The following is a 14,232-nucleotide window of genomic DNA, read 5'->3' on the forward strand; positions in this document are numbered from 1 at the left end:
CAGTGCAAGGGCAAGTGCACGATCACCACCGGTGCGGCCACCGGCGGTAACGCCAGTGCCGACGCGATCAACACCGGTGACGCCACCTCGGTGGGCGGTGACGGCACGGGCACGGGCGGCACCGTGAACAAGGTCGACAAGCAGGTGATCAAGAACCAGCTCAAGCAGGACCTGAAGGCAAAGCTCGGCAAGTGAGGGCTGACCGCCCCGCAGGCCCCCCGGGAGCAGACCCCGGCGAGCCACCCGCCCCAACACACAGCAGACGCCGGAGAGGCTGACCACCTCTCCGGCGTCTGCTGCCGTACGGGGCGCCGACTCCTCCGCCGATCTCCTTCACGTGTCGTGAAGGCAGTGCGGCGGTGGGGCGGCCGACCTCATCTGCCGCCGAGGGGCGCCGTGCCCGTCCGCGCCGTGCCCGCCCGCGTGGGCGGGGTGGGCTGCGGGGAGCCCTGGAGGGCCAGCGCGGTGAGCACGACCAGCGAGTCCGTCCAGCCCAGGGGCGCGACCGAGGACGGCAACCCGGCTCCGTTCACCGTTTCGGGAAGCTCGCCCAGCCCGTTCCGCTTCGACAGCACCCAGTCCAGCACCCTGCCCGCCCTCGCCTGTTCGCCCGTACCCGACCAGGCGAGGGCGAAGAAGGAGGTACTGGCCGTCCAGGCGTACGACCCCCAGCTGAACCCGGGGTCGTTGCCGGGCGAGACGCCGCCATTGGGCAGCAGCAGCGCCCGGTAGGTGGAGTCCAGCGCTCCGCCGAGGCCGGGCGGGGCGGTGTTGAACGGGGGCGCCATGAACGCCACCGCGCTGTCCCTGCCGTGCTTGCCGTCGATGGTCCGCTGGTAGCCCAGCGGCGCGAAGGCGGCGGCGATGCCGGCGGACAGCCGCCGGGCCGCGTCGCCCCAGCGCTCCGCGTCCCCGTCCATGCCCAGCCGGGCAGCCAGGTCGGCAGAGGCGTTGAGCCCCGCCAGCAACGGAGCGGCGGTACCGATGTTGGTGGTCGCGGTGTCCAGCTCCCAGTAGTCGGGGGACGCCGGCGGCAGCCCGTTCGGCCCCAGGGACCGCGTGGCGTAGTCCGCCGCCTTCCGCACCATCGGGTAGAGCGTGCGCAGTCGTTCGTCCCTGGCGCCCGGCGGCGCCGCCTGGTACCACTGCCAGGTGGCCCAAGGCACCCAGCCGTTGGCGTCGAGCTGCCACTTCCGGGCGTCGGGCGGTCCGCTGGCATCGAGCTTGGTACGGGCCTCCCAGGTCCCGTCGGCCCGCTGGGTGCGCGCGTCATAACCCAGGATCCGGTACGCCTCGTCGTCGTGCCCGGTGGCGGCGAAAGCGACGGCGGCGAAGGCGCCGTCCCGTGGCCAGGAGTACTCCCAGGGCGGTGACCACCCCGCGGCGAACGCGCCGTTGGGCTTCAGCAGCGCCCGCATCGACAGCAGCGCACGCTGCGCCGCGGCCCGCTGCGCGGTGGTGGTCCCCGGCACCCGGCCGGCGGCCAGCCAGGCGCGGCCCTCGTCGACCTGCGCGAGGGCGCCCGGGTCATCTGCCGCGACCACGGTGGACGCGGAGGCGCCGTCGGGCAGATATCGCCACCGGCCGGACGGCAGGCGCAGCACGTTGCTGCCGTCGACGTAGGAGGCACCGACGGCGAAGGAGGGCAGTACGGCCTCGGTGGCCACCCGGTTGGTCAGCAGCCCCGAGGTACGGGCCGCGAGTGCCGAGGCGGGCACGTAGCAGGGCTCCGTTTCCCCGCAGCGCTCGCTCCCGGTGGGATTGACGTGGAAGGCCAGCCGGGAGCTGTCGGCGTGCCAGCCGCCCCAGTACGCCTTGTCGTAGTTCCAGCTGGTCAAGGAGCCTGGTACGGACTGCCGGGTGCCGTACCAGGCGACGGGTTTGCTCTCCGCCGTGGTCGCCTGGACGAACAAGTAGTACGTGGCGCCCGCGGTGACGGACGCGCTGACCGGAAATTCGACCCAGCCCGCGCCGGCCCCGCCCAGGGCGGCGAGGCTCAGCGTCTTCGAGGCGACAGCCGACCCGGCGTCGGTCCGGACCCGGCGGACCTGGACGGTCACGGTCCCGGTCGCGGCACCGCTGCCCAGGTAGAAACTGACCCGGGAGAGCCGGGTGCCGGTCACCGTGAAGGCCTGGGCCGCCGCGTTGTTGGTGGACTTCACACTGAACAGGGCGGTCTCGCGGCGGGTCTGCCCGTCGTAGGGCACGGCTGCCGCGGTGTTCGGGAGCACGGCGGGAACGCCCGTCAGTGCCATGGAAAGCAGGGCGGGCAGCAGAGCCCTCACCATCGCCATCGGATACAGGCCCTTCCGTTGCCAGACGGGCGCGCCGGGCGGAGGGTGCCCGGGCGCCGAAAGCTGGACCCACCTTGCACGCATCCGGTCCTGGGGGAAGGGGAGTCGGGACGTGTCCCACCGGATGGGGCCGCAACGACATCCGATCGTGTGACAGACACAGCGGGGACCGCCGAGTGCGACGCGGTGCGGCTGGTCGGGGCGTCGGCCTCCGTCGGGAACGGGCCGAGGCCGGTCCAGCGGTCCTCAGCGGACGGCCGGAGGCCCTCTGCGCCCCGGTGTGCGAGGGGAGGGCGGGTGGAGCAAGATGGACGTATCCGGACCCGCCACGCTGGAGGAAGTCGTGGTCCTGATGTCCGACGAAGACACGAAAACGATCAGAGGCAAGCGGCAGCTGGTCCACGTGGTAGCCACCGTCACGCTGGCCGCCTGCGCGCTGTTGCCGGTCAACGGTGTCGCGTGGGCCGCGATGCGGGCCCCCGCCACCACGACGGTCGCTGGCCCGGCCGTGGCAGCATCCCCGGCCCAGACCCGATCCCCGGCTCCCTCCCGCTACGACCGGATCGCCGCTCAGACGCTCGACGACATCGTGAGCGGCGACTTCACCGCGGCCACAGCCCACTTCGATACGACGATGCGCAAGGCACTGCCGCCGGACGCCCTCGCGGAGGCCTGGAAGAACTACCAGGCCACATTCGGCAGCTATCAGTCACACGGGGATCCCAAGGACGTCGCGTCCGGAGAGCTCACCGTGGTCAACGTGCCGCTGCGCATGGAAGACAAGCCCGGTGAGTTCCGCCTGACATTCCACAAGGACGGCAGCATCGCCGGTCTGTGGTTCCTCGGTACAGGGGTGCCGATCTCGTAGACCCCCTGCGTGCGGGCGGCATCAGGTCAGGTTCAGTCCTCCGTCGAGCAGGATGACCTCGCCGGTGAGATAGGTGTTGGCGATCACCGACGCCACCAGGTCGGCCACATCGGCAGGCTGAGCCGGGCGGCGCATGGGCGCGCGATTCCGCCACACCTCGTGCGCGTGAGCCCAGTCCTTCGTCATGGGCGTGTCCACCAGCCCCGGAGCGACCGCGTTGACCCGCACGTCCGGCGCGAGCGTGGCCGCCAGCAGCCGTGTCACGTGATTCAGCGCGGCCTTGCTCGCTGCGTACGGCACCGACGAGCCCTTGGGACGCACCCCGGCATGGCTGGTGATGTTCACGATGCTGCCACCCGCGGGGGACCGGCGCAGCGCCGGAAGCGCCGTCGTGCACAGTACCCACGGCGCGATCAGGTTGACTTCCAGCAGCTGCCGCCAGTCCGCCGGCGCCGCCGCGGCCAGGTCGTCGTGCGGGATCGGCCAGCTGATGCCCGCGTTGTTCACCAGCACGTCGAGCCGCCCGAACCGGTCGAGCGCCGCCCCGACCAGCCCCTGGGCCTCCTCCTCCACCGCCAGGTCCGCCCGCACGTACGCCCCGCCGAGCTCCGCCGCGAGCGCGTCCCCGGCCTCCGCACTGCGCCGCGAGTGCACGACGACCCGCATCCCGTCCGCCGACAGCCTCCGCGCGACGGCCTCCCCGATGCCCGAGGTGGACCCGGTGACCAGGGCGACGGGCCGATCCGCTTGTTCCATGCTCATACCGACCGATCCTGCCACGGCTGCCTGCGAACACGGCGCAGTGACGGCCCGGCCGTACACCGGGACGGCGAATCCGCACCGGTCCTTACGACCTCCACGAGAGCGTGGGCTTCCGGCGGAAGGACGAGCAACTGCGCTACCGCAAGCCGTTCGCCGACTGGTTTCACGACGGCGCCGGCGCGGCACGCGGCCTCGGTGTCGACCACTGGCCTGCTGAGTGCCTGCGTACCGCTCAGGGTGCGCGCCAGCGTGCGGCGGTCCGGCTGGTCGCCTTCCACAGCTCGGGGCCTCCGGCCGGGGCGGGCCACACCTGGATCAGGTACTCCTCGACGGGATCGCTCGCGGTGCGCGGGTCGCCGTCGTCGCGGTTCCTGCCGTGGACGCGGATCCGGTAGTCGCCGGGACCTGGAAGGTCCAGCCGGCCGGCCGGGTCCACTTCGGTGCCGGTCGTGGCGAAGTCGAGGAACGCGGAGTCCCACGAGACCGGCACCTCGGCGACGTCCTGCCACCCGTCCGGGTCCAGCGGCGGGGCCTCTTCCCAGAGCTGGGCGGTGACGGCGATGCGGCCGATCTCCTGCCCGCACAGGATGCGGGCGCTGCCGTCGTTCGGGTCGGCCTCGACCAGGCCGTTCAGCGTCCACTCGGGTTCGAACTCGGCCACGAGGTCCTCCCCCGTGAGGTCGATCGTGCCGGCGTCGACGTGGACGCTGCTGGTGGTGGTGTGCTGCGGGGCGGGCATGTGGGATCTTCCCCTCGGTCTCGCATCGGAACGGGGCCGCACCCATGGTGGGTGCGGCCCTGCTCTCGGGGTGCCGGTTCAGCAGAAGTGGCGGCGCCCGGGTGTGTCAGGGTCAGTCGCTGCCGCAGCCGACCGGCCCCATCGCCTGCGGAGGCGCCACGGCACCCGCGGACTTGAGGACGCGGACGTAGAACGCGTCGCCCTCAAGGACCCGCTGACCGTTCAGCGACGCCTTGCGCAGGCTGCCCTCACGGGAGTTGTCGTCGCCGTCGAGGAAGTGACAGGAGTAGTCCGGGTTCCGGCCGGCCCCCTCCAGCGACTGGGCGAACGGGTACTCGTCGCACGCCAGCCCGCTGCCCGGCGGTGGCCGGGGTACGTTACGGCCGCAGGCCACGTCACGGTTGGCGTCGATGACCTTCTCGTCGAACGTGCGGTGCAGCGGGTACCGGGTACCCGGCTTGCCCCACGGCTGGTCCAGGTTGCGCTGCGCCCAGTCGACGTGCCAGGCCACCGCGTCGACCCTCGGGTTGGCGGTGTCCAGTACCCACACGGCCGCGACATCCGGGTACACGCAGCCGCCGGTCTTGACGGGCGTGATGCGGGGCGTGCTGTCGCAGCGAGGCCGGAACGTCTTCCCGATGAGCGCGCTGCCCTCGTCGTGACGGGGTGCGTCCAAAGTGGCGTACGGGCGGATGCTGTCGTTGACCAGGGCCCGGCCCGGCGAGGCCACGGTGAACTCGTACGTCCGCGTCTGGTTCGGGAACAGGAACTGCTCACCCGACTCGTTCACGTCGCAGTGGTTGCACTCGAAGCCGACCCGGCCGTTGGTGAGCCAACCCGCCCACGAGGAGGGGTCCGTCAGCCGCAGCTCCACCTTGTACTTCGACTCGTAGCGGTTGCGCGGGTTGAGGGTGGCCGTGACCTTGGAATGCAGGTTCGCCGTCCCGGCGGGTGCTCCGTCGACCGTGTAGATCACCGGGATCTTCAGGTTCGAGCACGACTCGGTACGGGTGAGCCGGATGAACCCTTCGGCGCAGTCGATCGCCTGGGTGCCCACGTCACCGGCGCCCACGTCGCCCTCGGTGTCCGTGAGGGTGGTTGCTTCCTCCGGAGTGCCCAACTTGATGGCCAGTTGACCTGATCCGGAGTCGTTCGGTTCGGGCGCGGCGCTCGCAGGTGTGGCCACCGCCAGCGAAATCAGCAGGGCCGTACCGATTGCAGCTACTGCCGCGCGTGTCCTACTTAACGATCCTTTACCCATGCGGGTCAGTCCTTCGTCAGTCGTCGAACGGATTGACCCGTGCATGCTGAAACGTTCACCGGCGGTCGGTCAACGGGCTGTTGAGATCTACCGGACGTCCTCACACAAACCCCCCGACGCGTACGCATATCCCGCACCAGGCTGTCCGTACCCGGTGGTGACAGGGGGTGATTGCCACGGGCCCCTTCCTGCGCCGACCCTGCGGGTTTCCTTAAGGGACCTTGAAGAACGTCTCCAGGCGGCTCTTTTCGCTGGTCACCGCCCTAGGCTCGGTCGGACCCGTCCTCCCCTTCTCTCTGTGAGGTGCTACAGGCATGAGCCGCAGCCGAACTCCCGGAACGCCGTCCCGCGTCGAGGCGCGACGGAAGAAGACGGTGCGCACGCGCATCGTGCTGTCCCTCACCGCGGCGGCCGCGGCGGTGGCGGTCGGGGCCGCGGTGGCCGACTCCGGCGGTGGTGCGCGCGTGGACCGGCGGGCCGACGGCGCCACCGGACCGAAGTCCGGGACGGCGGGCACCGGTAGCGAGGAGGCGACGGCAACGCCCTCGGCTCCTCTCCCTGCGCTCACCGCCGAGGCCGCGTCCGCGACGGGCGGGGTGCCGTCCGGAACGCCCGGAGCCGACGCCACGGGAGCCGCCGCTCCCACGACATCCGCGGCAGAGGAGAGCAGCCCGGCCGCGCCGGCGCCGGCCCAGTCCCGCAAGCCCGCGCGTACGCCTGCCGCGACCGCCGGCGGTGGTTCCGGGGGTTCCGGCGGCTCCTCCGGCGGTGCCTCCGGCGAGTCCGAGTCCGCGGTCCTCGCCCTGGTCAACAAGGAGCGGGCGGCAGCCGGCTGCGGCCCCCTTGCCGTGAACGCCAAGCTGAGCGCCGCGGCACGGGCGTACAGCGACACCATGGCCCGCAGCGGCGTCATGTCCCACACCGGACCCGACGGGTCGACCATGACCACCCGCGTGGAAGCGGCCGGGTACGGGTGGTCCCGCCTGGGCGAGAACATAGCCCGGGGCCAGGCGGACGCCGGCGCGGTCATGAACGCGTGGATGAACAGCCCGGGCCACAAGGCCAACATCCTGAACTGCGCCTTCCGGGAGATCGGCATCGGAGTCCACAAGGGCGACGGCGGCCCGTGGTGGACGCAGGACTTCGGGACGCCGAAGTAGGAATCTCCCGACCCGCACACGTCCTCCGACCCGTACGCGGGTCAGGAGGACGTCGGCGTTCGCCGCGGAGCCGGACCCGAGCCGGACACGGACCCGAACCGGACCCGAACCGGACCCGAGCGCGACACGGACCCCGACCCGGACCCGAGCCGTCGCTGGAGCCGTCGCCAGAGCCGGCAGCCGCTGTTCGGGGGATGCGGTGACGGGCGGTCCGGCGCGTCGGCCACTATGGGGCCGTGCCTCGAATTCCGCGCTACCTGCTCATATGGCTGTCGTGCACGGCCGCCAGCGTGACCGCCGTGCTCGTCACGGTCCAGTTCGTGGTCGGCTCGACCCGGCATACGCCTCCGGTCGCGCGGTCCGCCCCGATGGTCTTCGATTCGCCGCCGGCCTGGCTGGCGACGCAGGACCAGTCACCGAGCCCGCAGTCCCCGAGCGCGTCCGCCGACGGCTCGCCCACCGCGACCGAGCGAGCGTCTCCCCCGGCGCCGACGTCCACACCCGCGAAGACTCCGACGGGAACTCCGCGGACCACCGCGCCGAAGCCCGCCGTCGACTGCGAGGACGGCGGACCCGGCCTGCACACCGTCCCCTCGCAGGGCGGCAAGGCCACGGTGCGGTACGGCAGCAGCGGCGTGTGCCTGATCTCCGCCGTACCCAGCCGCGGATTCAAGGCCACCACGTCACAGACCGCCGACGACACCCTGACCGTCACGTTCACCAGCGCGGACCACCGTTCGGTCATCACGGCGACGATCGAGCCGATGGCCAAGGCCAGCGTCCGCGAGACGTCGTTCTGAGGGCTGGGCCGGGCCGCTCCGGCCGGTCGGCCGCACCCGGCGGCGCACACCCCCCTGATCCCTTTTGCGGGTTCACGTCCTTGTATGCGCTCATCGCCCGAGTTCCGGCGAAGCGGAACGTGAGCTGTTCCTTAGGGGAACCTGAAGATCACGCTCACCGGGTCCGGGCGGCCCGCAGCGGTCCTATGCTCGCGTCAGCCGAGCGGCCTTCGGCGCCGGGCGTGATGGCCCCGGCGACCCGTCCAGCCGTCGTGCCGTCGGCTTCACCGAGCCGGGAGGCGTCTCGCCCTCCCGTAGTCCGAACCGTGCCTTGGGGTGTCTTCGCCATGAGTTCTCGCATACTCCGACCCGTCCGTGCAGACCGCCGCACGCCGCAGCCCCGCTCCGCAGCCGCGCTCCGTGGGGCGCGGCTGCCGCTGGTCGCCGCGGCCGTGGTCGCCGCGGGGCTGACCGCCGCCTGCGGTCCGACCTCCCAGCCCGTGGGGTCCGCCTCACCGTCCACGGTCGGACAGTCGTCGCAGGCCCTTCCCGCCGCGACGGAGTCCGCGTCCGCGTCCGCCGAGGCGTCCCCGACCGCGTCGGCCTCGCCGTCGGCTTCCGCCAGTACCCCGTCCGCTTCCTCGCCGGCCCCCTCGCGTGCCCAGACCACTTCCGCCGCGCCCAAGCCGCCCCGTACCTCCGCCGCGCCCGCCCCCGCACGGATACCCGGGCCCGGTTACGACAGTTCGGCCGATGCGCAGAAGCTGATCGACGCGGCACTGAGCGCGGCCAAGGCCGACGGGAGGATGGTGCTGCTCGACTTCGGGGCCAACTGGTGCGGCAACTGCAAGGCGGCCGACAAGGTGTTCGCCCAGCCGCAGACGGCGTCGATCCTCGGGGCCTCGTACCACCTGGTCAAGGTCGACATCGGTGGCAACAGCTCCGCCAACTCCGCCCTCCTGCGCAAGTACAGTCCCTCGGGTGGCAGTTACAAGATGCCCGTCCTGATCGTCGTCACGCCGTCCGGTACGGTGCGCACCGACACCCACGCCACCGGCAACCCGTCCCTGACCTCGGAGGGGATCAACTCCTTCCTGCGCCAGTGGGCGTCATGAGACGACCCGTCCTGCGGCCCGCGTCCCTGGCCGGCGCCGGTCTCGGGGCGGCGGCCGGCTGCATCCTCGCCGCCATCGGCCTGGCCGGCACCGACGCCGGCGGTGCCGGGGCGGCGGCCGGGCCGGCGAGCGCCGCGGTCCGGGGTGCGGACACGGCCACGGTCGTGGACTCCGGCGCGCGGCCGGCCGCGCCCCTGCTCGCGGGCGAGGACCTGGACGGGGAGCCGGTCAGCCTCGCCGAGTTCCGGGGCCACGTCGTCGTGGTCAACGTCTGGGGGTCCTGGTGCGGCCCCTGCCGGGCGGAGGCCGACGACCTGGAGCGGCTCAGCGGGCAGACCCGGGCCGAGGGGGTCCGGTTCCTCGGGATCAACACCCGTGACCGGGACCGCGCGGCGGCACGGTCCTTCGTACGCGCGCACGGTGTGGGCTTCCCCAGCCTCCACGATCCCACCGGGGAGCTCCTGCTCCGCTTTCCTCCCGCGTTCCTCAACCCGCAGACGATCCCTTCGACCCTCGTGATCGACCGCCGCGGACGCATCGCCGTCAGCATCGGGGGCGCGGTCACGGACGAGGAGCTGAGGCCCCTGCTCGCGCGCGTGGCGGAGGAAGAGTCATGACGACCCTCGCGGGAGTGACGCTCGCCGCCGCGGACGCCCCCTCCCTCCTCCACGGGACGCTGGCCGTCGCCTCTCCCGTGGCGTTCTTCGCGGGACTGGTCTCCTTCCTCTCGCCGTGCGTACTGCCGCTCGTGCCGGGCTACCTCAGCTACGTGACCAGCCTGTCGGTCTCCGACCTGGCGGACGCCCGCGGCGGGCAACGCCGCCGCATGGCGGCCGGCGCGACGCTGTTCGTCCTGGGCTTCACGGCGGTCCTCGTCTCCGGAGGCGCCCTGTTCGGGTACTTCGGCCGTACCCTGCTGGCCCACCAGGAGGTGATCACCCAGGCACTCGGCGTCTTCACCGTGCTGATGGGACTGTCCTTCATGGGGTTCCTGCCGGGCTTCGCACAGCGGGAGTTCCGCAGCCACCGGCGTCCCGTGCTCGGACTGGCCGGCGCACCCGTGCTGGGGGCGGTGTTCGCGGTCGGGTGGACCCCGTGCATCGGCCCGACGCTGGCCGCCGTGCAGGCGCTCGCCTGGAGCGAGGCGAGCGCCGTCCGCGGGGCCCTGCTGATGGCGGCCTACTGCCTCGGGCTGGGCCTGCCGTTCATCCTGGCCGCGCTGGCGTTCCGCCGGGCCCTGGGCGCCTTCGGCCTGGTCAAACGCCACTACCCGTGGGTCCTGCGGACCGGCGGCGGCATGCTCGTGCTCGTCGGCGTGCTGCTGGCCACCGGGGTGTGGAACGACCTGGTGTACCGGCTGCAGTTGTGGAGCGCCGACTTCACCACACCCGTCTAGGGCCGGTGTTCGCCCCGAGACCACGGACCGGTCCGCTTCCCTCCCTTGCCGTCCCCTCCCCTGATACAGAGGAACAAAATGAACGTTTCCACGTATGTGAGGCATTCCCGGAAGGTTCGAACCGCGGCCGCCCTCCTCTCCCTGGCCGCGCTCGCGGCATGCGCCGAGCAGCCCGCCAAGGGCGGCGGGGCCGCGCCCACGACGCGCTTCAGCGAAAACGGGGTCACCGTCACGCTCTCGGTTTCCGACTGGCATGCCCCGAAGGGCACTTTGACCGCGGTCTTCACCCCCGAGGAGAAGGGGTTCCACCTCTACAGCACCGATCTGCCGCCCACCGGAATCGAGGGCGTGGGCAGACCGACCGCGATGGACGTCACCGGCGCCCTCCGGGCGGACGGGAAACTGACGGCCGCCGCGGACGTACGGACGATCAGCGTGCCCGGCGTCGACGCCCCGGTCCCCGTCTACCCGGACGGCCCCGTCACCACCACACTGCCCATCCGCGCCGACGGCAACGGGGAAGCGACGGTGCTGCTCGGGTACGCGAGCTGCAGCGCCCAGGAGGGCTGCACCATTCCGGTCTCGGACCGCCCCGTGCACCTGCGCATCACCGACGACGGCCCGGCTTTCGACGCCCACTAGGAACGAGCGTTCACTTAAGGTGTGCCCATGCCCAGCGTCCTGGTCGTGGAAGACGACCCCAGCATCCGCCAGTCACTGATCGAGGTCCTGGCGGAGCACGGGTATGCCGTACGCAGCGTGGGTGACGGGTTCGGCGCCTTGCGCGAGGTGACCCAGACGCCCGTCGACGCGGTGGTCCTCGACCTGGGGCTGCCCGATCTGGACGGAGGAGACGCACTGCGCATGATCCGTGGCATTTCCTCCGTTCCCGTACTGGTGGCCACCGCCCGCGACGACGAGGCGGAAATCATCAAGCTCCTCAACGCGGGCGCCGACGACTATCTGGTCAAGCCCTTCTCCGGGGGACAACTCATCGCCCGCCTCTCCGCCGTCCTCAGGCGCACCAGCCACCTTCCCCCCGCGCATGCCGCCCATGGCGCTCAGGGGCCGCTGCCGGCACCGGCAGCCGAACCGCTGCGCCCCACCACCGTGGGCGAGCTCGCGGTGGACCCCGGCGCGCGCACCGCGTACCTGGCCGGCCGGGAGCTGCGCCTCACCCGCCGGGAGTTCGACCTCCTGGCCTTCCTCGCCCACCACACCGGCCAGGTCGTCTCCAAACGCCGTCTGCTGACCGAGGTCTGGCGCGAGCCGTACGTGGACGACCAGACCGTCGACGTGCACCTGTCGTCCCTGCGGCGCAAGCTCGGCGAACGTGCGGCGGCCCCGCGCTACCTGCTGACCGTCCGCGGCGTCGGCATCAAACTGGTGGCGCCGCGTTGAGGCGCTCACTGGCCGGAGTGGCGCTCGCCGTGACGTCCATGGTCGCCCTCTCCTTCCTCATACCGCTGGCCGCCCTGGTGATGTCGCTGGTCAAGGAGCAGAGCGTCACCGCTGCCGAGCAGCGGGCCGCCGCCCTGGCCCCCGTACTGACGGTGACCACGGACCCGTCCGCCCTGCGGGAGTCCGCCGCCAGTCTGGACGCGACCGAGCACCTGGTCGTGCACCTGCCGGACGCCCCTGCTCTGGGCCGTTCCCGAGCCCCCGCGGCACTGCTCGAACGGGCGCAGCAGGGGCGCGAGTCCATCTCCCAGCAGATTCCCAGCGGCTGGATATGCCTGCAGCCGGTTGTGCTGCCCGGCGACCGGGTCGCCGTCATCGAGAACTTCGTCCCCGAGGAGGACCTGACCCGCGGGGTCAAGACCTCCTGGGCGGTCATGCTCCTCCTCGCCGTGGGCCTGATCGGCGGTTCCGTGCTCGTCGCCGACCGCCTCGGTGCGAAGGTCGTCAGGTCGTCCAAGAGACTCGCCCACGCTTCCCACGCACTGGGCGAGGGCAACCTGGACGCCCGCGTGGACCCCATGGGCCCGAAGGAACTGCGGGACGCGGGCCTCGCCTTCAACGCCATGGCCCACCGGATGACCGAACTGCTCGCCGTCGAACGCGAACTGGTCGCCGACCTGTCCCACCGGCTGCGCACCCCTCTGACCGCCCTGCACCTGGCATCGGAGCGCATGGCGGGCTCACCGGAGTCGGCCAGGGTCGAGGCGGCGGTGGGCGAACTGGAGGCGGAACTCCAAGCCATCATCACCGCGGCGCGCACCCCGCTCGCCGTGGGCCCCATGGGCCAGGGCATGCTCGGCACCGAAGCGGGCACGGGCCACTCCGCCACCGGCGCGGGGCCGTCCGGTCCCCGCTGCGAGGCAGCCGACGTCGTCCGGCGCCGGACCGCCTTCTGGGCGGTCCTGGCGGAGCAGCAGAGCCGGCCCTGTACCCTCGACATCACCCAGGAGCCCGCGGCCGTCAGCCTCTCCGACGACGACGTCGCCGCCGTGATCGACGCGCTCATCGGCAACGTCTTCCGCCACACCCCGCCCGGGACCCCGTTCGGCGTCCGCGTCGTCCGCACCGCCCAGGCCGTGGAACTGGTCGTGGAGGACGCCGGTCCGGGCATCCCCGAACCGGACCGGGCCCTCTCCCGCGGGAGCAGCACCGGTTCTTCGGGGCTCGGCCTCGACATCGCCCGCAGGGCCGCGACCGTCACCGGCGGCTCGATGCGCGTCGCGCGCGGCCCTCGCGGAGGCACGCAGATCACCGTGGTCTTCGCACTCGCTGCACCCCCGCCGTCCGGGCGCCGGCCACGCACGTCCCGACGGCGTACGGGATGGTTGCGCGGCCGGTGAACTCCTGAGCGTGTCCGTGCGGGGGCTGGGGCGGTGAGGCACCGCCGACCGGGCCGCTCGGCGGGGTCGGGCGCGCTCTGCCCGGTTCTCGGCGGTGGAGTGGGAGAGTGTTGGTCATGTGTGGTCGTTACGCTTCTTCCCGGGCTCCTCAGGACCTCGCGGGTCTCTTCGACGCGGAGCGGGATTCCGGCGCCGGGGCGCTGGGGCCGTCATGGAACGTGGCCCCGACCGATGACGTGTGGGCGGTCCTGGAGCGCGCCGACCGCGACACCGGGGCGGTGCTGCGCCGGCTGCGGCCGGTGCGGTGGGGTCTGGTGCCGTCGTGGGCGAAGGACCCGGCCGTGGGTGCGCGGATGATCAACGCCCGGGTCGAGACCGTGCACGAGAAGCCGGCCTACCGGCGCGCGTTCACGCGTCGGCGGTGCCTGCTGCCCGCCGACGGCTTCTACGAATGGGTCTCCGTGCCCGCCACCGGCTCGGCGAAGGCGTACAAGCAGCCGTACTTCATCCGGCCCGAGGACTCGGGAGTGATGGCGATGGCCGGGCTGTACGAGTTCTGGCGCGACCCGTCCGTCAAGGACGACGACGACCCGTCGGCGTGGCTGACCACGGCCACGATCATCACCACCGAAGCCACCGATCTGGCCGGCCGTGTCCACCCCCGCATGCCGCTGGCCCTCGACCCGGGTGACTACGACACCTGGCTCGACCCCTCCCACCAGGACACCGCCGACCTGCGGGCCCTGCTCCACACCCCGGCCGGCGGCCGCCTCGCGGTGACAGCGGTCTCGACGGCGGTCAACAGCGTCCGCAACAACGGCCCCCACCTCCTGGAGCCCGCCACCCCCTAGCCGCGGTCCGCGCCTCCTGTCCGGGAGCGGCGATCGCGGCGGCCGAGGACCAGACCCAGGGGGCTACGGCAGTGACCTCTCCCTGTCAGGCCTCCTGGACTACACCCAGGTCAAGCACGTCGTACTGTGACCCCCGCTGACGACCCCCGAGGCAGTGATCCGCCCGTGTCCGCGTCCGCCCCGGGCCCGGGCAGGCCACGGATGAA

Annotated in this window: 15 protein-coding genes and 1 pseudogene; 12 read left to right on the top strand and 4 right to left on the bottom strand. The window is 72.2% G+C overall.

From position 1 onward, the window contains the following. On the top strand, positions 1-195 hold a 195-nt coding region (locus tag AB0D48_RS33605), incomplete at its 5' end, for a hypothetical protein (RefSeq protein ID WP_362405782.1). Between the two features lie 179 nt (positions 196-374). Here AB0D48_RS33605 and AB0D48_RS33610 read toward each other — a convergent pair. Beyond that, positions 375-2,288, bottom strand: coding sequence for a hypothetical protein (locus AB0D48_RS33610; protein ID WP_362405785.1), 1,914 nt, complete (start codon positions 2,286-2,288; stop codon positions 375-377). A gap of 358 nt (positions 2,289-2,646) precedes the next feature. On the opposite strand from AB0D48_RS33610, the gene AB0D48_RS33615 reads away from it, so the two are divergent. After that, positions 2,647-3,162: a DUF3887 domain-containing protein gene (locus AB0D48_RS33615; RefSeq protein WP_362405788.1), complete on the top strand. Its 516-nt coding sequence runs from the start codon at positions 2,647-2,649 to the stop codon at positions 3,160-3,162. Positions 3,163-3,183: 21 nt separating this feature from the next. On the opposite strand, the gene AB0D48_RS33620 is transcribed toward AB0D48_RS33615, so the two are convergent. Continuing rightward, on the bottom strand, positions 3,184-3,924 hold the full coding sequence (locus tag AB0D48_RS33620; RefSeq protein ID WP_362405791.1) for an SDR family oxidoreductase: 741 nt from the start codon (positions 3,922-3,924) through the stop codon (positions 3,184-3,186). A 28-nt stretch (positions 3,925-3,952) separates the two neighbouring features. Here AB0D48_RS33620 and AB0D48_RS33625 point away from each other — a divergent pair. Next, a pseudogene (locus tag AB0D48_RS33625) lies at positions 3,953-4,073 on the top strand (GNAT family N-acetyltransferase); the annotation flags it as partial. A gap of 83 nt (positions 4,074-4,156) precedes the next feature. Here the strand turns inward: AB0D48_RS33625 and AB0D48_RS33630 are convergent. Together AB0D48_RS33630 and AB0D48_RS33635 are read right to left on the bottom strand one after the other, a co-directional pair. After that, complete coding sequence (locus tag AB0D48_RS33630; protein WP_362405794.1) at positions 4,157-4,663, bottom strand: hypothetical protein; 507 nt, start codon at positions 4,661-4,663, stop codon at positions 4,157-4,159. Between the two features lie 112 nt (positions 4,664-4,775). After that, entirely contained in the window at positions 4,776-5,849 is a 1,074-nt protein-coding gene (locus AB0D48_RS33635) for a hypothetical protein (RefSeq protein ID WP_362405797.1), read from the bottom strand. 389 nt (positions 5,850-6,238) lie between these two features. On the opposite strand from AB0D48_RS33635, the gene AB0D48_RS33640 reads away from it, so the two are divergent. The 9 genes from AB0D48_RS33640 (at position 6,239) to AB0D48_RS33680 (ending at position 14,026) form a co-directional block, all read left to right on the top strand. Next, positions 6,239-7,084 (top strand): CAP domain-containing protein, encoded by an 846-nt coding sequence (locus tag AB0D48_RS33640; RefSeq protein WP_362405800.1) that lies wholly within the window; start codon positions 6,239-6,241, stop codon positions 7,082-7,084. Positions 7,085-7,320: 236 nt separating this feature from the next. Continuing rightward, positions 7,321-7,884: a hypothetical protein gene (locus AB0D48_RS33645; RefSeq protein WP_362405803.1), complete on the top strand. Its 564-nt coding sequence runs from the start codon at positions 7,321-7,323 to the stop codon at positions 7,882-7,884. 326 nt (positions 7,885-8,210) lie between these two features. Beyond that, on the top strand, positions 8,211-8,978 hold the full coding sequence (locus AB0D48_RS33650; protein WP_362405806.1) for a thioredoxin family protein: 768 nt from the start codon (positions 8,211-8,213) through the stop codon (positions 8,976-8,978). Then, positions 8,975-9,595: a TlpA disulfide reductase family protein gene (locus AB0D48_RS33655; RefSeq protein WP_362405809.1), complete on the top strand. Its 621-nt coding sequence runs from the start codon at positions 8,975-8,977 to the stop codon at positions 9,593-9,595. Before AB0D48_RS33650 ends, AB0D48_RS33655 begins: the two co-directional genes overlap by 4 nt. Next, the gene (locus AB0D48_RS33660; RefSeq protein ID WP_362405812.1) at positions 9,592-10,374 is read left to right on the top strand and encodes a cytochrome c biogenesis protein CcdA; all 783 of its coding nucleotides are present in this window, start codon (positions 9,592-9,594) and stop codon (positions 10,372-10,374) included. Before AB0D48_RS33655 ends, AB0D48_RS33660 begins: the two co-directional genes overlap by 4 nt. Before the next feature lie 78 nt (positions 10,375-10,452). Next, positions 10,453-11,016 (top strand): hypothetical protein, encoded by a 564-nt coding sequence (locus AB0D48_RS33665; RefSeq protein ID WP_362405815.1) that lies wholly within the window; start codon positions 10,453-10,455, stop codon positions 11,014-11,016. A gap of 27 nt (positions 11,017-11,043) precedes the next feature. Continuing rightward, positions 11,044-11,775 (top strand): response regulator transcription factor, encoded by a 732-nt coding sequence (locus AB0D48_RS33670; RefSeq protein WP_362405818.1) that lies wholly within the window; start codon positions 11,044-11,046, stop codon positions 11,773-11,775. Continuing rightward, positions 11,772-13,175: an ATP-binding protein gene (locus AB0D48_RS33675; protein WP_362405821.1), complete on the top strand. Its 1,404-nt coding sequence runs from the start codon at positions 11,772-11,774 to the stop codon at positions 13,173-13,175. The genes AB0D48_RS33670 and AB0D48_RS33675 overlap by 4 nt, the downstream gene beginning before the upstream one ends. A 116-nt stretch (positions 13,176-13,291) precedes the next feature. Then, entirely contained in the window at positions 13,292-14,026 is a 735-nt protein-coding gene (locus AB0D48_RS33680) for an SOS response-associated peptidase (protein ID WP_362405825.1), read from the top strand. Positions 14,027-14,232 lie beyond the last annotated feature (206 nt).

It is taken from the genome of Streptomyces sp. NPDC048269, assembly GCF_040652395.1.
Lineage (GTDB): Bacteria > Actinomycetota > Actinomycetes > Streptomycetales > Streptomycetaceae > Streptomyces.